Origin of the sequence: Streptomyces sp. SAT1, from assembly GCF_001654495.1 — a bacterium.
In the GTDB taxonomy this organism is placed as follows: Bacteria; Actinomycetota; Actinomycetes; order Streptomycetales; family Streptomycetaceae; genus Streptomyces; species Streptomyces andamanensis.
This window is the reverse complement of the sequence record NZ_CP015849.1, coordinates 4,382,518-4,405,822: the sequence shown is the minus strand read 5'-3', so window position 1 is coordinate 4,405,822 and position 23,305 is coordinate 4,382,518. Positions and strand designations below refer to the sequence as shown.

The following is a 23,305-nucleotide window of genomic DNA, read 5'->3' as shown; positions in this document are numbered from 1 at the left end:
GGGAGCGGTGAGCAGCCCTCCGGCGGCCAGCGCCCGCAGAGCGGCGCCGAGGAGGGGCCGCGGGTCCTTCTCGTTGCCCGCTCCAGGAGGGGCGCCGCGGGTCCTTCTCATTCCCCGCCGCTTCTTCCGGAGCGTGCTACTTCTTCTTCGGCGGCACCGCGGGTATGCCCAGGAACGGCAGCCGCAGCGCGCCGAACGCACCGGCCGGGACCGCCGGTTCGCGCGGCTCCACCGGCTTCAGCCGCTCGTAGGCCGCGCCCTGCGCCGGACGCGGGTCGGCCTCGCCCTTGTTCGGCCAGTACGACATCGCGCGTTCGGCCTGGGCGGTGATGGTCAGCGACGGGTTGACGCCCAGGTTCGCGGAGACCGCTGCGCCGTCCACGACCGAGATGCCGGGGTGGCCGTACAGCCGGTGGTACGGGTCGATGACACCGGTCTCGGGCGAGTCGCCGATGGGGCAGCCGCCGAGGAAGTGCGCGGTGAGCGGGGTGCCCATCAGCTCGCCCACGTTGGAACCGGCGAAGCCGTTGATCTCGGCGGCGAGCGCGGAGGCGCCCTCGGTGGCGGCCTTGATCTGCTTGGGGTTGGGTGCGCCGTGGCCCTGGCGGGCGGTGAGCAGGCCCTTGCCGACGCCGTCCGGTTTCAGGTACGTCGTCAGGGAGTTGTCCAGGGACTGCATGACCAGGCCGATGATGGAACGTTCCGACCAGCGGCGGTTGGACAGCGAGCGCAGGACGAGCAGCGGATGGCGGGCGGCGTTCGCCAGCCAGGCCGCGACCCGCGAACCGCCGTCCGCGAACGGCACCTGGAGGATGGACAGGCCGCCCATCGAGTTGGAGCCCTTGCCGTAGCGGACCGGCTCGATGTGGGTGTTCTCGTCGGGGTGGAAGGACGAGGTGATGGCGACGCCGCGGGTGAAGTCGGGCCGCGCCTGGCCGGTCACCGCGCGGTAGCGCCGGTTGTCGGTCTGCGCGCCCACCAGCGCCTCGGAGTTGGTGCGGGTCAGCTCGCCGAGCCGCTCGGAGAGGTACGGGAGCTGACGGCCCGCCTTCATGCGGTGCAGCAGGGTCTGGGTGCCGTAGGTGCCGGCGGCCAGGACCACCCGGCGGGCGGTGAGAACGCGGCCCGCGCCCTTCTTCCGGTCGTCGGTCGGGAGCGTGGCGACCGCGTAGCCGCCCCGTGAGTCGTCGGTGACGGAGACGACCGTCGTCATCGGGTGGACCACCGCGCCCGCCTTCTCGGCGAGGTGCAGGTAGTTCTCGTTGAGCGTGTTCTTCGCGCCGTGCCGGCAGCCCGTCATGCACTCGCCGCACTCGACGCAGGCCCTGCGGTCCGGCCCGGCCCCGCCGAAGTAGGGGTCGGCGACCTGCTGACCCGGCCGCGCCTTGGCGGTGCCGTCGGCGTCCTCGCCGTCGCCGAAGAACACCCCGACCGGCGCCATGTGGAAGGTGTCGCCGACGCCCATGCGCTGCGCCGCCGCCTTCAGATGCACGTCGGAGGGGGTCATCGTCGGGTTCAGCCGGACGCCCAGCATGCGCCGGGCCTGGTCGTAGTAGGGCGCCAGCTCCTCCTGCCAGTCGGTGATGTCCCGCCACTGCGGGTCCTCGAAGAAGGGCTTCGGCGGTACGTAGAGGGTGTTGGCGTAGTTGAGGGAGCCGCCGCCGACCCCGGCGCCGGCCAGCACCATGACGTTGCCCAGCAGATGGATGCGCTGGATGCCGTACAGGCCGAGCTTCGGGGCCCACAGGTAGTTCTTCAGGTCCCAGGAGTTCTTCGGCAGGCTCTTGCGGGTGAAGCGGCGGCCCGCCTCCAGGACGCCGACGCGGTAGCCCTTCTCGGTCAGGCGGAGCGCGGAGACGGACCCGCCGAACCCGGAACCCACGACGATGACGTCGTAGTCGTACGCCGCTTCGTCGTACGCCGCTTCGTCCTGCTCGGGGACGGAGTTCTCCTGCGACACGTGCTCTCCTCGTCGAGAACGGATGGGTCGGGGACGGCAGGGCCTCGGCCTGGCAGCTCCGGCGGGCCCAGCGGAGCCGGAGGGCCCAGCGGAGCCGGAGGGCCCAGCGGAGCCGGAGGGCCCAGCGGAGCCGGAGGGCCTAGCGGAGCCGGAGGGCCTTCATCGCCTTCAGGCTGCGGGTCATGAACGCGGCGTACCCCTCGTCGTCCATGCCGAGCGACGGGGCCATGGGCAGCAGCCGCTGGTGGGCGACGGTCTGCGCCTCGGTGTACTTGAGGATGCCCTCGGAGCCGTGCCGGCGGCCGAGACCGGAGTCCTTCATGCCGCCCATCGGTGACTGGGCGCTGCCGTAGGCGGGCGCGTACCCCTCGTTGATGTTGACGGTGCCGGTGCGCAGCCGGGCGGCGATCTCCCGGCCGCGGCGGGCGTCCCTGGTCCACACCGACGAGTTCAGGCCGTACGGCGTGGAGTTGGCGTGCCCGACGGCCTCGTCCACGTCGGAGAAGCGGTGGACGGAGACGACCGGCCCGAAGGTCTCCTCGGTGCACACCGCCATCGGGGCCTCGACACCGGCGAGGACGGTCGGCTCGAAGAAGTACGGGCCTAGGTCCGGGCGGGCGACGCCGCCGGCCAGCACCGTGGCGCCCTTGGCGACGGCCTCCTCCACGTGCCGGGTGACGGTCTCCAACTGGCGCTCGCCCACCAGCGAGCCCATGTCGGCGCCGTACGCCAGGGAGGTGCCGAGCCGCATCGCCTTCGTGCGGGCGACGAAGCGCTCCAGGAACGCGTCCGCGACCGCCTCGTGGACGTACAGCCGCTCGATGGAGATGCACAGCTGCCCGGCGGAGGAGAAGCAGGCGCGGACCGCGCCGGCCGCCGCCTTCTCGACGTCGGCGTCCTGGAGGACCAGCATGGCGTTCTTGCCGCCGAGTTCGAGGGAGACGCCGACCAGGCGGGCCGCGGCGCCCTGGGCGACCTCGCGGCCGGTGCGGGTGGAGCCGGTGAAGGAGACGTAGTCGGCGTGCCGGACGACGGCCGGGCCGACCACCGGGCCCTCGCCGATGACGACCTGGAACACCTCGGCGGGCAGTCCGGCCTCGATGAGCAGGTCGCGGGCCCACAGCGCGGTCAGACAGGTCTCGGTGTCCGGCTTCATCACCACCGCGTTGCCCGCGGCGAAGGCGGGCAGCGCGTCGCCGACGGACAGCTCCAGCGGGTAGTTCCAGGGGGCGATCTGGCCGACGACACCGCGCGGGTGGCGCAGTTCGGTGACCTTGGTCAGCACCGGGATCGCGCCGGTGTGCCGCTTGGGCCGCAGATACGCGGCGGCCCGGCGGCCGTAGTGCCGGGCGGCGACGGCGACCGCCTGCACCTCCTCGTGCGCGTGCAGCCGGGCCTTGCCGGTCTCCAGCTGGATCAGGTCCAGCACCTCGGCCTGCCGGGCGAGCACCAGGTCGTGGAAGCGGAGCAGGACGTCGGCGCGCCGCCGCACGGGGGTGCGCGCCCAGACGTCCTGCGCGGCGCGGGCCCGCTCGAAGGCGAGGGCGACGTCCTCGGGGTGGACTCGGGCAGGTCGGCGAGCTTCTCGCCGGTGAACGGAGTGTGGTTGGCGGTCCGGCCCGATCCGGTGACGCCCTTGGTGAGCCGGGCGACCAGCTCGGGGGTCACCACGTCCGCGGCGGTACGGGCGCCCGCGGGGGCGGGGGCCGAAGGATTCGTGCCGGTCTGTGCCGGGGCCTGCGCGTCCGTCATGAACGGCAGGGTATGACGTGGCCGCGGGTTTGTGTACCCGTCGGTAACGGGGTTTCACCGACCGCACACATGCCGCCAGCGATCACTGGCAACAAACCCGCTGATCAGGGCTCTTTTCCCGCCCGCGGCGCACGCCCGACGCACGCCCGGCTCCCGCCCCGCACATCCCGCTCGCGTCTCGCACATCCCCCTCCCGCCGCGCGCACCCCGCTCCCGCCCCGCGCATCCCGCTCCGGCAGCGCACGCGCGCGCCCGCGGCCGTCACCGGCTCACAGCGTGTCGACGTCCAGCTGGGCGATCGCCGTCCGGGCCACCTCCCGGCCCCGCTCGGTGAAGTCGCCCTTGCCGGGGTAGCCCACGGTGAGCCGGTACATGTCGCCGCCGCCGGTGCGGTAGTAGAAGACCCGCACCTCGCGCGGGCGCGGGTGCTGCGAGTCGTCGGTGGTGTAGACGACCGTGTTCCCGGCGGCCTTGCGCCCGTGGAACGTCGCGTTGTCGTCGGGGGCGGTCCGCGCGTCCGCGGGCATGTCGAGACCGTAGTCGCCGCGCTTCTTGAACTCGGCGTCGTCCTGGTACATCTCGGCCGCGGCCGAGCCCGCTATCTCGTGGCTCTTGTCCTCCGCCTGCCTGGCCAGCGACAGCGTCACCCACACGCTGCCGCTCCAGTCCGTGTACGTCACCCAGTGGCCGTCGTCGGACTTCCGGTCGGGCAGGGTGCGCTGGTAGTCGGCGGGCACGGCGAGCGTCGCCGCGACGTCCTTCTCCTGGTGGGTCGTCCAGCCGTCCGGCAGCGGCCCCGCGAACGGCCGCGCGACCGCCAGGTAGGCGGCCATCGCGCCCACCACGACCGCCGCGCCCAGCCCGAGCCAGGCCGTACGGCCCAGGCGGATCCCGCGCCGGGGACGCTCGACGTACCGGACCTCCTGGGTGGGCGCCGGCACGGGCGGCGCGGCGGCGGCCGTCAGCAGGGCGCGGACCCGGGCGGCGTCCGGGCGCTGGGCGGGATCCTTGCGCAGCAGGGCGGTGATGGCCTCGGCGAGCGGGCCGGGCGCGGCGGCGGGCGGCGCCGGGGCGGCGTTCAGGACCGACTGGAGGGTGGCCGGGGTGTTGCTGCGGCGGAACGGCGAGACGCCCTCGGTGGCCGCGTACAGCACCACGCCGAGGGACCACAGGTCGCTGGCCGGGCCGGGCCGCTGCCCCAGCACGCGCTCCGGCGCGATGTACTCGGGCGAGCCGACGAAGCCGCCGGTGTCGGTCAGACTGGTCTCGCCCTCGATCTGGGCGATGCCGAAGTCGGTGAGCACGGTCCGGCCGTGCCGGCCGAGCAGGATGTTGTCCGGCTTGACGTCCCGGTGCAGGATGCCCGCGGCGTGCGCGGCCTCCAGGGCGCCGAGCACCTCCAGGCCGACGCGGGCCGCCTCGCGCGCGTCCAGGGTGCCCTCCTGGAGGGCGGCGCCGAGCGAGCGGCCCCGGACCAGTTCCATCACGATCCACGGCTGCCCGTCGACGACGGCCACGTCGTGCACGTTGACGACGGCCGGGTGGTCGAGCCGGGCGGCGGCGCGCGCCTCGCGGCGCATCCGCTCGAAGGCGTTGGCCCGTTCCCGCTCGGGCAGGTGCTCGGGGACGCGGGGCTCCTTGACGGCGACCTCGCGGTCCACCGTCTCGTCCTCGGCCCGCCACACCGTGCCCATACCGCCGTGTCCCAGCTTGGCCAGCAGCCGGTAGCGGCCGGCGATCAGCCGGCCGGTACCGGGGTCGGGGGCCTGGGCCGGGACGTGGGCCGGCGGGGCCGCCGGGAACGCGGGGGGCACCGGGGTGGCTGGTGCGACCGGGGCGGCCGGGGCGGTCGGGGCGGCGTAAGGATTCTGCGGGTGCGGCACCCGAGGCTGCGGATCCGGTGGCCGCAGGACGAAGCTGCTCGTGGATTCGTGGGGCTCGTACGGTGCGTACGGCTCGTGCTGGGCTCCCCCGTTGTCGCTCATGGTCCATCCATATCGCGAGGGGCGCCCGGGACTCCACCGCGGATGCGGGGCGGTCACAGACCCGTGACCTAGGGTCTGTCGCGTCCGGGCACGAAGGTGTCCACGGCGACGTCGAAGTACTCCCTGGCCTCGCGCACCTTCCCGACCGGTGCCGAGAGCCACACGTCGTACATCCGCCCGTCCTGCTCCCAGCACAGGTCGTAGGTGTGCCGGGCGCCCTCCGCCGCGCTGAAGCCGCTCCAGGTGAACTCCCAGAGGGCGGCGGGGTGTCCGCCGTGCGTGGTGGCCGTGACCTGGCCGTCGTGGTAGCCGGGGTTGCTGGACGGGCCGCCGGCGTCGGCGCGGCGCATCACCGCGAGCGGGCCGCCCCGCTCCGGCGCCGCCGCCTTGATGCCGAGGCGGAAGGTCCCGCCCGGCGAGAGATAGAAGATCCGCGCGCCCTGCGGCGAGCGCGCGAAGCCGTCCGGTACGGCGACGGAGAAACCGGCCGGGTCCTGCGCCAGGTGGTAGCCCGAGGGCGCGGAGGGGGCGTCGGCGCCCGTGGCGGGGCGGGTCCGCGTGGGGGTGGCGTGCGCACCGGACGAGGGCGTCGGGGACGTGGAGGCGGGGGCCGTGGCGGAGGCGGTTCCGGTCGCCGGGCCCGCCGAGGTGCCCGCGGAGGCGCCCGGACCGTGCCCCGGCGCCGAACTGGCGGGCGTACCGCCGCCGTCGCGGTCGCCGTTCATCAGCAGCGTCACCGCGGACACCCCCGCCCCGGCCACCGCGGCGACCAGCAGCGCCGCGATCAGCACACCCCGGGTGGAGAGCCGCGCGGGCGGACCGGACGGCGCCCCGCCCGCGCGCCCCGCCCGCGGCGGCGGTGTCAGGGCCGGGGTCGGAGCCGGCAGCGGCGACGGGAACGCGGGCGGCTCCGCCGGGGACGGCGGCTCGGAGAACCCGGAGGACACAGCGGACCCCGCGGACGCCGAAGACGCCGAAGACGCCGTGGACCCCGCCGAGCGAGCCCCCTTGGAGCCCCGCAACGACCGCGGCGACAGCGCGGACAGCGACGGCAGAGACGGGAGGGACGGCAAGGACGGCAGCGACGGACGCGGGGCACGGGACTGTCGGGGCGTGTCGCCCTGGTGCGGCGCGGAGCTGTCCGGGGCCTGTCCCGGCGTACGCCCGGAGTCCAGGAAGGCGCGCAGCATCCGCTCGGCCTCGTCCGCCGTCAGCCGCCGCTCGGGATCGCGCTCCAGCAGCCCGCGTACGACGGGCAGGATCGGCTCCGCCTCGGCGGGCGGCCGGATCTCGTCGAGGACGACCGCGTGCATGATCCCGCCCAGCGAGTCGCGCCGGAACGGCGAGGCACCGCTGAGCACCGTGCACAGCAGCGCGCCCAGCGACCACAGGTCGGACTGCGGGCCGGTCCCCACGCCGGACATCCGCTCGGGCGCGGTGTACTCCGGGGAGCCGACGAAGGCCCCGGTCTCGGTGAGCGTGGGGGCGCCCGCCACCTGGGCGATGCCGAAGTCGGTGAGGACGACGCGGTCGGTGCCGGACTCCACCAGGACGTTCGCCGGTTTGAGGTCGCGGTGCAGCACACCGGCCGCGTGCGCGGTGCCCAGCGCGCCCAGCAGCGCGATGCCGATGCGGGCGGCCTCGGCGGCGCCCACCGGCCCGTCGGCGGCGATCCGGTCGGCGAGCGAACCGCCCTCGATCAGCTCCATGACGATGTACGGCCGCCCGTCCTGCTCAGCGACGTCGTGGACGACGATGACGTGCGGGTGCCGCAGCTGGGCGACCGCGCGCGCCTCCCGCAGCGTACGGTCGCGCAGTTGGCGGGCCTCCTCGGCGGACAGGGTCTCGTCGAACGGGAGTTCCTTGACCGCGACCCGCCGTCCCAGCAGCTGATCGGTCGCCCGCCAGACGACGCCCATGCCGCCGCGCCCGATCCGCGCCTCCAGGCGGTAACGTCCCGCTACCACACGGAAGTCGTCCCCCTCGGTCCCCATACGCCCCATCATGCCGCATCGGACGCCCGGCTTCCGGCACGCCGACCGGCCAAGAAGGGGATCTGATCAGGCCTTCGTGTCCGGCCGGCGGCGGTCAGTCGGTGCCGGGCCGCCAGCTCTGGAGCACCGACTTGAACTGACTGCGGGTGACCGGCCAGCTCGCCTCGGGCGAGGACATGTAGATCGCGTACTCGACACCCGAGCGGGAGAAGTACGTCTCCTCGATGGCGTGCCGCGGGCCGGGGAACGCGGTGTCCTTGGGCAGCGCCGTCCAGGAGTACTCCCACAGCGCGCCCGGACGGTCGCGGAAGGTGTCCTTCTCCAGCATCACCCGCCGGTAGTCGACCAGCCGCCGCAACTGCTCCTCCAGGTCCTTCTGGTGGTCGTACGCGCTGGGGAACTCCGGCGACTCGGTGACCGCGACGCGGATGAAGTGCTTGCCGCCGTCCGGGGTGTAGTCGACCTGGCGCAGGGCCTGGTTGGACACCACCCGCTTCCAGTCGTCGCCGGGCAGGGCGATGCTGAAGCCGTACGGGTCCGTGACCCGCTTCCAGCCGGCCGGGATGCTGTCGGTCGAGGGCTTGGTCCTGCGGGGCGTCGGCGAGGGGGCCGTCGCGGACAACGATGGCAGCGCCGGGCCGGAACCCCCCGCCTCCGTCCGGCTGCCGGGCCCCCACTCCTGGAGCACCACGGCGGTGCCGCCGCCGATGACCGCGGCGAGGACCACCACGAGGGCGGCGTTGCGCAGCCGCCGGCCCGTGGACCGCGGCCGCGCGTCACCGCCGCTGCCGCCCGCCGCCGGGGATCCGACGGGGGTCTGCGCGGTCGCCGGGTGGTGGGAGACCGGGACGGCGCCGGGGACGACGGTGGAGCTCCCGGTCGCGCCGGGCCGGTAACCGGGGTACGTGCCGCCGGCCGGGGTGCCGGTGCCGTCGAACGGTACGCCCGCGCTCCCGTGCGCTCCCGTGCCGCCGTACGCGCCCGTGCCGTGCGCTCCGGTGCCCGCGTAGGGCCCCGCGGTCCCGTGCGTGCCCGAGCCGGTGGTCCCGTGCGTGCCCGGGTCGCCCTGATGGCCGCCCGTCCCGCCGGAGCCCGCGGTGTGCGGGGACGGCTGCCCGGTGTACTGGGTGGGGATGTACGCCTGCGCGTGGGTGGAGCGCCGCCCCTCGGCGGCCTCCGCCAGCATCCGCTCGGCCGTGGCCGCGTCCGGCCGGGCCGCCGGGTCCTTGCGCAGCAGCGCGGTGATGACGGGCGCGAGCACACCGGCGTGCCGCGTCTCGCGGGGCTCCTCGTCGACGACGGCCTGCATGGTGGTCAGCGGCGAGGTGCGGCGGAACGGCGACAGGCCCTCGACCGCCGTGTACAGCGTGGCGCCCAGCGCCCACAGGTCGGAGGACGGGCCCGGGTCATGGCCGCGCACCCGCTCGGGGGCGAGGTAGTCGACCGAGCCGACGACCTCTCCGGTGCGGGTGATGGTGGTGTCGCCCTCGATCTGGGCGATGCCGAAGTCGGTGAGCAGGACCCGGCCGTCCTGGGAGAGCAGGACGTTGCCGGGTTTGACGTCGCGGTGCAGAACGCCGGCCGCGTGCGCGGCGCACAGGGCGCGCAGCACCCACAGGCCGACGCGGGCGGCCTCGGCCGGTTCCACCCGGCCGCGCTCCTTGACCGCGTCCGCCAGCGACTGGCCCTCGACCAGCTCCATCACGATCCACGGGCGGCCGTCGTGTTCGAGCACGTCGTGCACGGTGACCACGGCGGAGTGGTTGATCCGTGCCGCCGCGCGCGCCTCGGCACGGGTGCGCGCGAGCAGGACCGCCTGGTCGCTCTCCGCGACGTACAGCGCGGCGGTCAACTCCTTGATCGCCACGGCCCGGTGCAGCACCTCGTCGTGCGCGCGCCAGACCCGGCCCATACCGCCGCTGCCGATGGCGTCGGCGAGCCGGTAGCGGCCCGCGAGCAGCTGGCCCTGCATCTGATTCACGTTTCCCCGCAATGTTCTTGACAGGCCCAGACTAGGGACCGCCCCTCCGGCAGGGAACCGGTGGGGGTGCCCAGAAACCGCACTGTGACAGTTGTCGCTTCCCCCAGGTGCGGGAACGCGGGGGCGGCGGCGCCTCAGCCGGTGTACCGGTAGGTCGCCGTGGCCTGTTCGTACAGCTTGTCCACCTGGTCCCGCTGGGACTCCGGGCCCCGCACCTGCACCACGTGGTAGCGGCCGTCCAGGAGCAGGGCGAGGTTGCGCACGAAGAGCTGCCGCCCGCCCGCGCTCCAGGTGAACTGCCCCTCGGCCATGGTCCTCCCGCCGACCTGGGTGGTCCGCAGCCCGGAGGAGGTGGCCCAGCTGGAGTCGCGGTAGTCCCGCAACTCGTACTCGTCCTCGCGCTGGTAGACCATCGGATCGCCGCCGTACCGCTTCGCGGTGTCCCGTCCGGGCACCACGATCAGCTCGAAGTCGCCCCGGGAGTAGACCACCTGGCCCCGGTCGTTGCCCGGGGTGCGGTTCCAGCCGCTCGCGACGGCTATCCGGAACCCGGCGGCGTCCTTGCGCACCGTGAAGCCGCCGGGCACGCCCGCGCCGGTGGTCTGCGTCTCGGCCGCGCCGGAGGACTGCGAGGGGCTGCCGCCGCCGTCCGCCGCGCTCCGCCCGCCGCCGGGGGTGCCGCTCGCGCGCGAGCCGTCCGGGGGCGCGGGGGCGTCGCTCGCCCCGCCCGTCCGGCCGGTGTCCGGCCGCCCGCCGCCGGTGTCCCGGTCGGACTTCGGCAGGAACAGCATGGCGAACGCGACCGCCCCGGCCAGCAGGAGCAGCACCAGCAACAGCAGGATCCGCCCCAGGCTGCGCGGCGAACGGCCCTCCCGCCCGCCCCGCTTGTGCCGCCCGTGGTGGGCGGGCAGCCCGGCGCGGCGCCTGCGCACCAGTTCGCCGCGGCGCCGCACGATCGGCAGCCGCTTCGGGTCGGCGGGCGGCGCGGCCACGACGTGCGCGCCGGCCTCCGGCTCGGGCGCGGACCGCACCAGCGAACGCAGCCAGCCGCCCAGCTCCTCGAAGTCCAGCCGTTCGGTGGGGTCCTGACGCAGCAGCGACTCCACGACCGGGCGCAGCGCGCCGCACTCCTCGGCGAAGGCGGGCGGCTCCGCGCACACCAGCTGCACCAGTTCGGCGGTCGACTCCTCCGGATAGGGCGCGTGCCCCTGCACGGCGCGGAAGAGCAGCGCGCCCAGCGCCCACAGGTCGGTGGCGGGCCCGATCGGCGCGGCCAGCTGCCAGTTCGCGTGCACGGGCCCGGCCTGTTCCGGCGCCCAGCGCTCGGTCACCGGCCCCACCACGGTCATCCGCGCCTGCCGCGCCCGCTCGGCGGCCAGCGCGCTCCCCGGCCCGGCCCCGGCGGAGGCCGGCCGGTCGGAGGCCGGGCGATCCGGGGCGGGGCGGTCGCCGGAGTACGGGTCGCGGGCGGCGGGGACCCCGGTGACGGGCCGGGCGCCGAAGTACGCACCGCCGGAGGGGGCCGGCCCGCCGTACGGATCACGGTGACGATCACGGTCACGGTCACCGGTCGCCGGAGCGTCCACTGCCCGGCCGCCCGGGTACGGAGCGCCGGTGCGCCCGTCCTCGACGGCCGGGCCGTCCTCGGGCGGTACGCCGGACGGGCCGCGGCTGGACGGGCCGCGGCCGGACGGGTCCGGTGCGCCCCGGCCGAGGGCGTACGGCTCCGGGCCGCCCGGACCGAGGGCGTAGGGGGCGGAGCCGGGCGCCCCGGAGGCGGGCGGAGCGGCGGCGGACGTGCTCCACCAGGGGTCCGGGGAACCGGACGGCGGGAGGGCCGGGCGCCCCTGCGCGCCGCCGTCTCCCGCGTCCCCTGCGTCTCCTGCGTCTGCCGGACCCGCGAACCCCTCGGCGTCCTCGGTGCTCCCGGGGCGCGGGACGCCCCCCGCGGGCGGCGTGTCGTCGGCACCGACGGCCCCCGGGCGCGGCGTGGCGCGTACTCCGTAGGGGTCGGCGATCTGGCCGGGCGGCGCGGCGCGGTTCTCGCCCTCGGCGGGCGGGCGGGCACCGGGCAGGGCGGCGCGCGCACCCCGCTGCGCCTCCTGCACCCGGGCCGCCGCCCGCGCGCCCGCGCGATAGGCGGCGATGGCCCCGGCGCGCGCCGCCCGGATGTCGTCCCCGCTCGGCGGCGTGGACCGCACCAGCTCGCCCGCGGCTCCGCCGCTGTCCGGCCCGCCGCCGGGCAGCGGCAGCGCACCGGCCGCCCGCGCCTCGATCGCGGCCCGCCGGGCTGCTTCGGGGTCGACACCGAAGCCGGTACCGGGAGCGGTGTCGGAGGCGGTTCCGGAAGCAGCACCGGAAGCGGCCCCGCCCGGCGGCCCGCCGTAGCCGCGTTCGTCCAGCGCGTCACGGATCCCGCCGGGCCCGGCGGGGGCGTCGGCCCCGCCCCCCGTGCCGGACTCCCCGCCGTCCGCGCCGAACCCCGCGTACCCGCCGAATCCGCCGCCCTCCCGGGCCGCGTCGCCCTCGCCGTCCGGCGCGGGCACCGGGTCGTAGCCGCACAGCGCCTCCTCGGCGGCGCCGACCGCGAGACCGGTCAGCATCACCCGGCCGTCGTCGCAGACCAGGACGGTGCGCGCGGTGATGTTGCGGTGCACCCAGCCGTGGCCGTGCAGGACCCGCAGCGCCATGAGGAGATCGGAGGCGACCTCGGCAGCGCGGTAGGGCGTCAGCGGCCGGTCGGCCAGCAGCGCCGACAGCGGCCGGGCGGCGACCAGTTCACTGGCGATCCACAGCGAACCGTCCTCCGCGAACACGTCGAAGACCTGGTCCAGCCGCGGATGGTCGGGGATCCGCGCGGCGGCCTGCGCGGCCTCGATCGCCCGTCGTACCGCCGGATCGGCCGGCCGGCGCGTGGCCCCTGGCTCCGCGCGGGAAGCGCGCGCCGGGGGCACCGTACGTCCCGTACGCCCGCCGAGCGCCCCGGGGCCCCGGAACACGCCGTCGCGCGCCGTGAACCCCTCGGGCAGCCCGTCCGCGTCGAGCACCTCGGCCTCGACGACCTCGGGCAACGGCACCTGGCGCAGCAGCACTTCCTGCCCGCTGTAGGTGTCGAAGGCCCGGGTCTCGGTGAGTTCGTACGCGTCGGACGGAGGCAGCGGCAGGCGGTAGCGGTCGGCGAGCACCCGGCCCGCGTAGTCGTCCACGTTGCCTCCCCCGGCCGCACGTCCAGTCAGATGCGTTCGCCACGCGTCCCGTTCCCGGTGCTCACGGTCCGCAACCATTCACGATACGTGCCGGAGGCGACCCGCAAGAGGGGAAGCCGGATCTCACTTGGGTTCGAACGTCTTCGTCAGGGTCTGCCAGGTGTCCCGGCGCAGGTCGCCGTCCCAGTCGGCGGCCTCGGCCGTGTACATGAGCGCGTACCCGTGCTTGTCGTCGACCACGAACCCGCGGTCCACCGCCCGGTACCCGGTGCCGCCCTCGGTGTAGGTGAACTCCCAGTCGGCGGCGTTCCACTCCCGGTAGTTCACCTTCTCGATGCGGACCTTGTGGTAGCCGGAGCGCACCATGTAGGCCTCCTGGCTCTTCCAGTCGGCCACGGGGTCGTCCTTGGGCGTCGACGTCCAGGCGACCAGCAGCTTCTGCCCGTGCGGGCCGGTGAAGCGGGCCCCGGAGGAACCGGTGGTCTTGTACTTCCAGCCCTCGGGCAGCCCGATGGAGAAGCCCTGCCCCTGGTACGTCGAGACGGCGCCGTCGTCACCGGAACCGTGCCCGGAGCCCTTGCCGCCGTCGGAGCCGCCCGCCGCGCCCTTGCCGGCACCGCTGCTCGCGGCGGGCGAACCGCCCTGCCCCGTCGCGGAGTCGGTCTGCTTGCCGTTCGTGCCGCTCCCGCCGCGGTCGGCCGTGGCGCTCCCGGCCGCTCCCGCGGTGGCCGCCGTGGCGCCGCCGCGACCGTCCTCGGATCCCTTGTCGTCGCCGCTGAAGGCGATGGTCAGCACGGTGCCGATCACCGCGAGCACGACGACCACCGCGATGATCACCAGCGTCCGCTTCGGCACCACGTCGGTGAGCGGCGCCCTCGGCACCTGACGCGGCGGCAGGTCCAGGTCCGGCGGCGGCACCACGGGCCACCCCGTCCCGGCACGCCCGGCCTGCGCGGCACCCGGGCCGGCGGCACCGGACACGGAGGAAGCACCGGCGCCACCCGTACCGCCCGCCCCGCCGGAAGCACCCGCCGCACCCGCCTGACCCGGCCGGACCGCGCCGGACCGCGCACCCCCGGCCGCGCCTCCGGCGGCACCGGTCCCCGCGGACGAGGATCCGGTGGACGAGGACCCGGCGGTGCCGGGAGCGGTGGGACCCGCGCCCACGGCGGGCGTGCCCGCGGTGCCCGCCGTGCCCCCGGTGCCCGCCGTGCCCGCCGTGCCTGCCGACGGCTTGGTGCGGGACGCGGCCGCCGTGGTCGCCGACCCGGCCGCCACCGCCGCCTTGCGCACCGAACGCAGGGCGCCGCGCAGCCGGTCGGCCGCCTCCTCGCCCCGCTTGCCGCCCGCGCCGGAACCCGAACCGGAGGCGGGCCCGGGAGCGGAACCGGAGCCGGTGGCCGCGCCGGACGCGGCACCGCCCTTCCTCCCGCCGTTCTTCTTCCCGCCGTCCCTGCTCCCGCGCCGGTCCGGCTGCGCGGGCAGCGGCACCAGCTTGGTGGCCTCCAGCGGCTCCGGCTCCACCGCCCCGCGCTCGGGCGCGTGGACGACGGCGTTGAGCATCGCGCGGGCGCCCACGTCGTCGAGACGCTCGGCCGGGTCCTTGTTGAGGAGGCCGAAGATGACGTCCCGCAGCGGCCCGGCGTGCTTGGGCTCCTCCAGCGGTTCGGTCATCACCGCGGTCAGCGTGGCGATCGCCGAGCCCTTGTCGTAGGGCGGCGAACCCTCCACCGCCGCGTACAGCAGGCCGCCGAGCGACCACAGGTCGGCCGCCGGGCCGGGCTTGTGGCCGCGGGCCCGCTCCGGGGAGATGTACGAGGGCGCGCCGACGAGCATGCCGGTGGAGGTGATCGACGGGTCGCCCTCGACCTGGGCGATGCCGAAGTCGGTGAGCACGACCCGGCCGTCCTCGGCGATGAGCACGTTGGACGGCTTCACGTCGCGGTGCAGGATGCCCTGGCGGTGCGCGGAGCGCAGCACGTCCAGGACGGCGAGGCCGACCTCGGCGGCCCGCCTCGGCTCCAGCAGGCCGTCCTCGCGGATGACCTCGGCCAGGGACTTGCCCTCGACCAGTTCCATCACGATCCAGGGCCGGTCGTCCTCGTCGACCACGTCGAAGACCGTCACGGCGCTGGTGTTGCGGATCCGCGCGATGGCCTTGGCCTCGCGCAGCGTCCGCGTGATCAGGCGCCGCTTCTCGTCCTCGTCGATGTTCGTCGGGAACCGCAGTTCCTTGACGGCCACCGTCCGGCCCAGGGTCTCGTCCTCGGCCCGCCAGACCGTGCCCATGCCGCCCCGGCCGAGCACGTCTCCCAGCCGGTACCGCCCGGCGAGAAGACGCTCGCTGTTGTCCTGACGAGTGTCCTGACGGGATGCCCCCGCCCGCTCCGCCTCCGACATGCGTCCCCTCATGCAACCCGCCCTGACAGAGGCTCCATTGTCCCCCACGCGACAAGTGCTCGGCGCCCAGGGGGCCCCGAGCGGACACCCCGGGCGCGGCGGACCGGCCGCCGAACAGCCCGTGGGACACGGCATGATGACGGCCGGTGACGAAACCTGGGAGCGACGCCCCCTTCTCGCCCGCTTCCTCCCCTCTCCTCCCGGCCCCGGACCCGCCCGCCGCTACAGCGGCGCGATGTCCGGAGCGCCCAGCCGGGCCGCGTCGGCGGTCAGGTCGTCGGGCTGGCGCTGCGACTCGCGCTCGGCCTCGACCCGCTTCTCGTAGTGCTCGACCTCGCGGACGATCTGGTCCTCGTCCCAGCCGAGGACCGGCGCCATCAGCTCGGCGGCCTCGCGGGCGCTGCGGGTGCCCCGGTCGAAGGTCTCGATGGATATGCGGGTGCGCCGGGTGAGCACGTCGTCCAGATGGCGGGCGCCCTCGTGGGAGGCGGCGTAGACGACCTCGGCCCGCAGATAGTCGTCGGCGGCCTTGAGCGGCGCGCCGAGCGAGGGGTCCTCGGCGATCAGGTCGAGGACCTCCCGCGCGGCCGACCCGAACCGGTTCAGCAGGTGCTCGACGCGCACCACGTGGATGCCGGTGTCGGCGGCGATGCGCGCCCGCGCGTTCCACAGCGCCTGGTAGCCCTCGGCGCCGAACAGCGGGGTCTCCTCGGTGACGCAGTCGGCGACCCGCATGTCCAGGCCGTGCACCGCCTCGTCGACGGCGTCCTTGGCCATCACCCGGTAGGTGGTGTACTTGCCGCCCGCGACCACGACGAGGCCGGGCACCGGATGGGCCACGGTGTGCTCGCGCGACAGCTTGCTGGTGGCGTCGGACTCCCCGGCCAGCAGGGGCCGCAGTCCCGCGTAGACGCCCTCCACGTCGTCCCGGCCGAGCGGGACGGCGAGCACGGAGTTGACGTGCTCCAGCAGATAGTCGATGTCGGCGCTGGAGGCGGCCGGGTGCGCCTTGTCCAGGTCCCAGTCGGTGTCCGTGGTGCCGATGATCCAGTGCCGCCCCCAGGGGATGACGAACAGGACGGACTTCTCCGTGCGCAGGATCAGCCCGCTGGTGGAGTTGATGCGGTCCTTGGGCACGACGAGGTGGATGCCCTTGGAGGCGCGGACGTGGAACTGGCCGCGCTCCCCCACCATCGCCTGGGTGTCGTCCGTCCACACCCCGGTGGCGTTGACGATCTGCTTGGCGCGGACCTCGTACTCGCCGCCGCCCTCGACGTCCTGCACCCGCGCGCCGACCACCCGCTCGCCCTCGCGCAGGAACCCGGTCACGCGCGCCCGGTTGGCCGCCGGCGCGCCGTAGGACACGGCGGTGCGCACCAGGGTCGCCACGAAGCGGGCGTCGTCCATCTGGGCGTCGTAGTACTGGAGGGCGCCGACCAGGGCGTCCTTCTTCAGGCAGGGCGCCACGCGCAGGGCGTGACGGCGGCTCAGGTGGCGGTGCACGGGCAGTCCCCGGCCGTGTCCGCGGGCCATCGACATGCCGTCGTAGAGGGCGACGCCCGAGCCCGCGTACAGCCGCTCCCAGCCCTTGTGCTGGAGCGGGTACAGGAACGGCACGGGCTTGACCAGGTGCGGGGCCAGCCGCTCCAGCAGCAGCCCGCGCTCCTTCAGCGCCTCGCGCACCAGGGCGAAGTCGAGCATCTCCAGATAGCGCAGTCCGCCGTGTATGAGCTTGCTGGACCGGCTGGAGGTGCCCGACGCCCAGTCGCGCGCCTCGACGATGCCGGTGGACAGGCCGCGCGTGACCGCGTCCAGGGCCGTGCCCGCTCCCACCACGCCGCCACCCACGACCAGAATGTCCAGCTCACGCTCGGCCATTGCCGCCAGTGACTCGGCGCGCTGCGCCGGCCCCAGTGTCGCTGTCCTCACTGCTGCCTCCCGCTCTCGGTCGAGCCGGCCGCACCCGTCGGGCGAAGCCCCGTCCCACACGTCCCCTGTACCCCGCGCGTCCCCTCCGTGTTCCCCCTGCCCAAATTCTGACCGGGATGCCCGGCTTCAGCCACCAGTCGCCCCCGGCCTGTGGACAACTCCCACCGGTTCACCGAGAAACACGCTGGTCAATCCCGCAAAACGGTCATATTTACTCCTAGTCTGACATTGCTCTCGCTCGTCCTGTCCACAGGACTTGCGTGCCTGACCCACCTCGGTTATTGGGAAGGACGGCCCACGCCATGCCCGCAGATCTCGCCGTCATCGGACTCGGTCCTCTCGGCCTGCCCCTGGCCCAGGCCGCCGTCGCCGCCGGTGTCCCCACGCTCGGGTACCGCATCGGGGAGGAACCCGGCTCGCTCAGCGCCGCCGAACTGCGCCGGATGCTCTCGGGGGGCTTCCGGCCGGCCACCAACCCCGCCGAGCTGGGCCGCGTCCGCACCGCCGTGATCTGCGCCCCCACCCCGCGCGGCGCCGACGGCGGGTTCGACCTGGGCCAGGTGGAGAGCGCCGCCCGCGCGCTGGCCGGGCAGCTGCGCCCGCACACCACGGTGATCCTGGAGTCACCCGTGCACCCCGGCACCACCGACGCGTTCCTGCGCCCCCTCCTGGAGGAGGGCTCCGGGCTCGCCGCCGGCCGCGACTTCCACCTCGCCTACTCCCCCAGCCGCGTCGACCCGGGCAACCGCGACCTCACCCCGGCCAACACCCCCAAGGTGATCGGCGGCCTCACCCCGGCCTGCACCGAGTCCGCCGCCGCCTTCTACGGCCGCCTCACCGACAAGGTGGTCCGCGCGCGCGGGCTGCGGGAGGCGGAGACCGTCCATCTCCTGGAGACCAACTACCGGCACGTCAACATCGCCCTGGTCAACGAGATGGCCGTGCTCTGCCACGACCTCGGGGTCGACCTGTGGGACGTGGTGCGCTGCGCCGAGACCAAGCCGTTCGGCTTCCAGGCGTTCCGCCCCGGACCCGGCGTCGGCGGCCCCGGCCTCCCCCAGGACATGTCCGGCCCGGCCGGCCGGGGCCTGCGCATGGTCGAACTCGCCCGGCAGGTCAACAGCCGTATGCCCCGCTACGTCGTCCAGCGCGCCGCCGCCCTCCTGAACGAGCACGGCAAGTCGGCGCGCGGCGCCCGCGTCCTCCTCCTCGGCGTCACCTACAAGCCGGACCTCGCCGACCTCCAGGGCACCCCCGCCGAGGAGATCGCCGTCCGGCTGACCGGCCTCGGCGCCTGCGTCAGCTACCACGACCCGTATGTGCCCTCCTGGAGCGTCCAGGACCGTCCCGTGCCCCGCGCCGACGCCCTGTACGAGGCGGTCGCCGACGCCGACCTGACGATCCTGCTCCAGCACCACCGGACGTACGACCTCCAGGGCCTGTCGGTGAAGGCCCAACTGCTGCTGGACACCCGCGGGGCGGCACCGCTGGGGGCGGCGCACCGGTTGTGAAAGGGGGCGCGCGGGGGCCCGGCGGCTGGAAGCGGTGGAAGCGGACGGATCCCGCCGCTACCGTATGAGACGGAATCCGCCGCAGAGGTCACTGCGGCAGGCTCCAGGATGGATCACGGAGTGTCCGCCCCTAGGCTGTATGGGGGCGGCCGCACCACAGGGTAAAAAAGGCGGAGCCCGCCGCAGCGGGTACTGCGGCAGGCTCCAGGATGGATCACGGAGTGTCCGCCCCTAGTCGTCGTGGGGGCGGCCGCTCACCATCCGTAGATTCGCAAGATCCACCTCCTCCGGCACTGCACCAGCCGAAGCCGGATGTGGTCCCAGCGGGTGGGCTTGCGATGACGGCCCACGGGCACGCCCCCTTCCACGATGCCGCCATTGACCCGGTGGACGGCGCGTCGGAAATCGGGCCGGGCCCCGAGGGGCGGGGTCCGGACCATGTCCTTGGAAGGGGGCGACCCGGACAACCGGGCCGTCGATCACGGACATTACCGGCCCGACACGCCCGTCCCCGGCGGTTTCGGCCCGAAAGCAACCGTGCGCCCCCCGCGTACCGAAAGCGCCCCCACCGGTACCTCCGCGGCGCACACGAAGGGGCCCGGTCGCTCGTCCGCACGAGTGACCGGGCCCCTTCCGTGGTACGGGGTCCTGGCGGATTACCGCTTGTGCTGGGAATCCGCCACCGTGACCTCGACGCGCTGGAACTCCTTCAGCTCGCTGTAGCCGGTCGTGGCCATGGCGCGGCGCAGGGCGCCGAAGAAGTTCATGGAGCCGTCGGGGGTGTGCGAGGGGCCGGTGAGGACCTCCTCGATGGTGCCGACGGTGCCGAGGTCGACCTTCTGGCCGCGCGGCAGCTCCTCGTTGACGGCCTCCATGCCCCAGTGGTGGCCGCGGCCGGGCGCGTCGGTGGCGCGCGCCAGCGGGGAGCCCATCATCACCGAGTCGGCGCCGCAGGCGATGGCCTTGGGCAGGTCGCCGGACCAGCCGACACCGCCGTCCGCGATCACGTGCACGTACCGGCCGCCGGACTCGTCCATGTAGTCGCGGCGGGCGGCGGCCACGTCGGCGACCGCGGTGGCCATCGGGACCTGGATGCCGAGCACGTTGCGCGTGGTGTGCGCGGCGCCGCCGCCGAAGCCGACCAGGACGCCGGCCGCGCCGGTGCGCATCAGGTGCAGGGCCGCGGTGTACGTGGCGCAGCCGCCGACGATCACCGGGACGTCCAGCTCGTAGATGAACTGCTTCAGGTTCAGCGGCTCGTGCGAGGACGAGACGTGCTCGGCGGAGACGGTGGTGCCGCGGATCACGAAGATGTCCACGCCCGCGTCCACGACGGCCTTGGAGAACTGGGCGGTGCGCTGCGGGGAGAGCGCCGCCGCGGTCACCACACCGGAGTCGCGCACCTCCTTGATGCGCGCCCCGATCAGCTCCTCCTTGACGGGAGCGGCGTAGATCTCCTGGAGGCGGCGGGTGGCGGCCTCGGCGGGCAGCCCGGTGATCTCGTCCAGCAGCGGCTGCGGGTCCTCGTGCCGGGTCCACAGACCTTCGAGGTTGAGCACGCCCAGGCCGCCCAGCTCACCGATGCGGATCGCGGTGGCCGGGGAGACGACGGAGTCCATGGGCGCGGCCAGGAACGGCAGCTCGAAGCGGTAGGCGTCGATCTGCCAGGCGATCGAGACCTCCTTCGGGTCCCGCGTACGGCGGCTGGGGACGACGGCGATGTCGTCGAAGGCGTACGCCCGGCGGCCGCGCTTGCCGCGCCCGATCTCGATCTCAGTCACGTCTGTGGCCTTTCCCTGATGCGTTGCAGCGTCTTCCAGTATCGCCGACGCCCATGACAAGGGCGGTCCCGGATGCCTCCGGGACCGCCCGTCGGGGCCCTGCTGCTACTTGCCGCTGTAGTTCGGCGCCTCGACCGTCATCTGGATGTCGTGCGGGTGGGACTCCTTCAGACCCGCCGAGGTGATCCGGACGAAGCGGCCCTTGGTCTCCATCTCGCCGATGCTCGCCGCGCCCACGTAGCCCATGGTCTGGCGCAGACCGCCGACGAGCTGGTGCAGCACGTTGGCCAGCGGGCCGCGGTAGGGCACCTGGCCCTCGATGCCCTCGGGGACGAGCTTGTCGTCGGAGGCCACCTCGGCCTGGAAGTAGCGGTCCTTGGAGTACGACCGCGCCTGGCCGCGGGACTGCATGGCGCCGAGCGAGCCCATGCCGCGGTACGACTTGAACTGCTTGCCGTTGATGAACAGCAGCTCGCCGGGCGACTCCTCGCAGCCCGCCAGCAGGCTGCCCAGCATGACCGTGTCGGCGCCGGCGGCGAGCGCCTTGCCGATGTCGCCGGAGTACTGCAGGCCGCCGTCGCCGATCAGTGGGATGCCCGCCGGGCGGGCGGCGAGGGACGCCTCGTAGATCGCGGTGACCTGCGGGACGCCGATGCCGGCGACCACGCGCGTGGTGCAGATGGAGCCGGGGCCCACGCCGACCTTGATGCCGTCGACACCGGCGTCGATCAGCGCCTGGGCGCCGTCGCGGGTGGCGACGTTGCCGCCGATCACGTCGATGGACACGCTCGACTTGATCTTCGACATCCAGCTGAGCGCGTTGCTGTTGTGGCCGTGCGAGGTGTCGACGACCAGGAAGTCGGCGCCCGCCGCGGCGAGCGCCTGGGCGCGCTCCAGGGCCTCGGGGCTGGCGCCCACCGCCGCGCCGACGAGCAGCCGGCCCTCGGCGTCCTTGGCCGCGTTCGGGTACTGCTCCGCCTTGACGAAGTCCTTGACGGTGATCAGGCCCTTGAGGATGCCCTCGTCGTCGACCAGCGGCAGCTTCTCGATCTTGTGCTTGCGCAGCAGCTGCATGGCGTCGACGCCGGAGATGCCGACCTTGCCGGTGACCAGCGGCATCGGCGTCATGACGTCGCGCACCTGGCGGCCACGGTCGGTCTCGAAGGCCATGTCGCGGTTGGTGACGATGCCGAGCAGCCGGCCCGCCGGGTCGGTGACGGGCACACCGCTGATGCGGAACTTGGCGCACAGGGCGTCCGCCTCGGCGAGCGTCGCCTCCGGGTGCACCGTGATCGGGTCGGTGACCATGCCGGACTCGGACCGCTTGACCAGGTCGACCTGGTTCACCTGGTCCTCGATCGAGAGGTTGCGGTGCAGCACGCCGACGCCGCCCAGCCGGGCCATCGCGATCGCCATGCGGGACTCGGTCACCTTGTCCATCGCCGCCGAGAGCAGCGGGATGTTGACCCGGACGTTGCGGGAGATGCGGGACGAGGTGTCGACCGCGTTCGGGAGCACCTCCGAGGCGCCCGGCAGCAGCAGCACGTCGTCGTAGGTCAGCCCGAGTGTCGCGAATTTACCGGGCACTCCGTCGACGTTTGCAGTCATGACACCTTCCCCAAATGGCCTTGCTCGGTGCGGATGTCCATGCTAACGGGAAGCGGAGGCGTCTCATTCCACGAAGAAAGATCGTTCCGGGCTTCGTGGTTTCCTACGGGAACGGGGCCGGCGCGCCCGGCCGGTCCCGCGGGAGCCCATGGGTGCCCGCGAAGCCCTGTCACTGCTCGGCGAGGGCCCGCAGCCTGCTCAGCGCCCGGTGCTGGGCCACCCGGACCGCGCCCGGTGACATTCCCAACATCTGTCCGGTCTCCTCCGCGGTCAGGCCGACCGCGATGCGCAGGAGCAGCAGTTCGCGCTGGTTCTCGGGGAGGTTGGCCAGCAGCTTCTTGGCCCACTCGGCGTCGCTGCTGAGCAGGGCGCGCTCCTCCGGGCCGAGCGAGTCGTCCGGGCGCTCGGGCATCTCGTCGGAGGGCACGGCGGTCGAGCCGGGGTGCCGCATCGCCGCGCGCTGGAGGTCGGCGACCTTGTGGGAGGCGATGGCGAAGACGAACGCCTCGAAGGGGCGGCCGGTGTCCCGGTAGCGCGGCAGGGCGAGCAGGACGGCGACGCAGACCTCCTGGGCGAGGTCCTCGACGAAGTGGCGCGCGTCGCCCGGCAGGCGGGACAGACGTGTACGGCAGTAGCGCAGCGCGAGCGGGTGGACCCGGGCCAGCAGGTCGTGCGTGGCCTGCTCGTCGCCGTCGACGGCGCGGTGCACCAGCGCACCGATCGCCCCTGGGGCAACTGCCGCCTCGTCGTCGCGCATCGGTCCATGGTGCCTTGACGTCGTCTGCTCCGTGGCACCGCCTTCGTGGTTGTGCACCGAAGCGTTATGAGCAGGTGCGCCGGAACCCATCCCCTGCGCCCTCCCATTCCGCTCGACCGACTCGTCCCCGAGGAACTCCACACCTCAAGGATGCGGCATCCGCGGCGAAACGAGCACCGACCGCCCGGCGGGCCGCATCGCCACTGGTACCCGGCGCCCGGTACGCGACACCGTCCGTGCTCCGTTCCCGCCCGTCCGGACGCGCCGACGCGGGGCGCCCGCGCAGCCGACGGCGTACGGCCGCGGCCGGTACGCACGGGCGGCGTCGGGCCGCCGGTGCCGGACGGTTCCGCGGGGCCGCTGCCCGCCCCGCACCACGGTGACCGCCCCGCACCCCTGTGACCGGCCCGGACGCCCGCCCCGGCCCGTGGGCCCGGCGGG

11 protein-coding genes and 1 pseudogene are annotated in these 23,305 nt (G+C 74.4%); 1 reads left to right on the top strand and 11 read right to left on the bottom strand.

The genetic code is table 11. From position 1 onward, the window contains the following. Positions 1 to 136: 136 nt before the first annotated feature. The 8 genes and pseudogenes from A8713_RS19105 to A8713_RS19070 all read right to left on the bottom strand — a co-directional run bounded on the left by A8713_RS19105 (position 137) and on the right by A8713_RS19070 (position 17,207). The gene (locus tag A8713_RS19105; RefSeq protein ID WP_064534731.1) at positions 137 to 1,960 is read right to left on the bottom strand and encodes a GMC oxidoreductase; all 1,824 of its coding nucleotides are present in this window, start codon (positions 1,958 to 1,960) and stop codon (positions 137 to 139) included. Between the two features lie 139 nt (positions 1,961 to 2,099). Continuing rightward, positions 2,100 to 3,712: pseudogene (locus tag A8713_RS19100) on the bottom strand (succinic semialdehyde dehydrogenase). A gap of 269 nt (positions 3,713 to 3,981) precedes the next feature. Then, on the bottom strand, positions 3,982 to 5,697 hold the full coding sequence (locus A8713_RS19095; protein WP_064534729.1) for a serine/threonine-protein kinase: 1,716 nt from the start codon (positions 5,695 to 5,697) through the stop codon (positions 3,982 to 3,984). A 68-nt stretch (positions 5,698 to 5,765) separates the two neighbouring features. Then, on the bottom strand, positions 5,766 to 7,691 hold the full coding sequence (locus A8713_RS19090) for a serine/threonine-protein kinase (RefSeq protein ID WP_064534727.1): 1,926 nt from the start codon (positions 7,689 to 7,691) through the stop codon (positions 5,766 to 5,768). A 94-nt stretch (positions 7,692 to 7,785) separates the two neighbouring features. Continuing rightward, complete coding sequence (locus A8713_RS19085; protein ID WP_064534725.1) at positions 7,786 to 9,663, bottom strand: serine/threonine-protein kinase; 1,878 nt, start codon at positions 9,661 to 9,663, stop codon at positions 7,786 to 7,788. Between the two features lie 143 nt (positions 9,664 to 9,806). Continuing rightward, positions 9,807 to 12,878 carry a protein kinase gene (locus A8713_RS19080; RefSeq protein ID WP_064534723.1) on the bottom strand — a complete coding sequence of 1,024 codons (3,072 nt, stop codon included), beginning with the start codon at positions 12,876 to 12,878 and terminating at the stop codon, positions 9,807 to 9,809. Between the two features lie 123 nt (positions 12,879 to 13,001). Beyond that, positions 13,002 to 15,278 carry a serine/threonine-protein kinase gene (locus A8713_RS19075; RefSeq protein ID WP_064534721.1) on the bottom strand — a complete coding sequence of 759 codons (2,277 nt, stop codon included), beginning with the start codon at positions 15,276 to 15,278 and terminating at the stop codon, positions 13,002 to 13,004. Positions 15,279 to 15,500: 222 nt separating this feature from the next. Further along, positions 15,501 to 17,207 (bottom strand): glycerol-3-phosphate dehydrogenase/oxidase, encoded by a 1,707-nt coding sequence (locus A8713_RS19070; protein WP_079159040.1) that lies wholly within the window; start codon positions 17,205 to 17,207, stop codon positions 15,501 to 15,503. A gap of 302 nt (positions 17,208 to 17,509) precedes the next feature. Between A8713_RS19070 and A8713_RS19065 the strand changes: the two genes are divergently transcribed. After that, positions 17,510 to 18,718 (top strand): nucleotide sugar dehydrogenase, encoded by a 1,209-nt coding sequence (locus A8713_RS19065; protein WP_064534717.1) that lies wholly within the window; start codon positions 17,510 to 17,512, stop codon positions 18,716 to 18,718. Positions 18,719 to 19,374: 656 nt separating this feature from the next. On the opposite strand, the gene A8713_RS19060 is transcribed toward A8713_RS19065, so the two are convergent. The 3 genes from A8713_RS19060 to A8713_RS19050 all read right to left on the bottom strand — a co-directional run bounded on the left by A8713_RS19060 (position 19,375) and on the right by A8713_RS19050 (position 22,864). Then, complete coding sequence (locus tag A8713_RS19060; protein ID WP_064534715.1) at positions 19,375 to 20,499, bottom strand: GuaB3 family IMP dehydrogenase-related protein; 1,125 nt, start codon at positions 20,497 to 20,499, stop codon at positions 19,375 to 19,377. 105 nt (positions 20,500 to 20,604) lie between these two features. Further along, a complete protein-coding gene (gene guaB / locus A8713_RS19055; protein WP_064534713.1) occupies positions 20,605 to 22,107 on the bottom strand; it encodes an IMP dehydrogenase in 1,503 nt (500 codons plus the stop codon). 169 nt (positions 22,108 to 22,276) lie between these two features. Then, entirely contained in the window at positions 22,277 to 22,864 is a 588-nt protein-coding gene (locus tag A8713_RS19050; RefSeq protein ID WP_026252030.1) for a sigma-70 family RNA polymerase sigma factor, read from the bottom strand. Between the last annotated feature and the right edge of the window lie 441 nt (positions 22,865 to 23,305).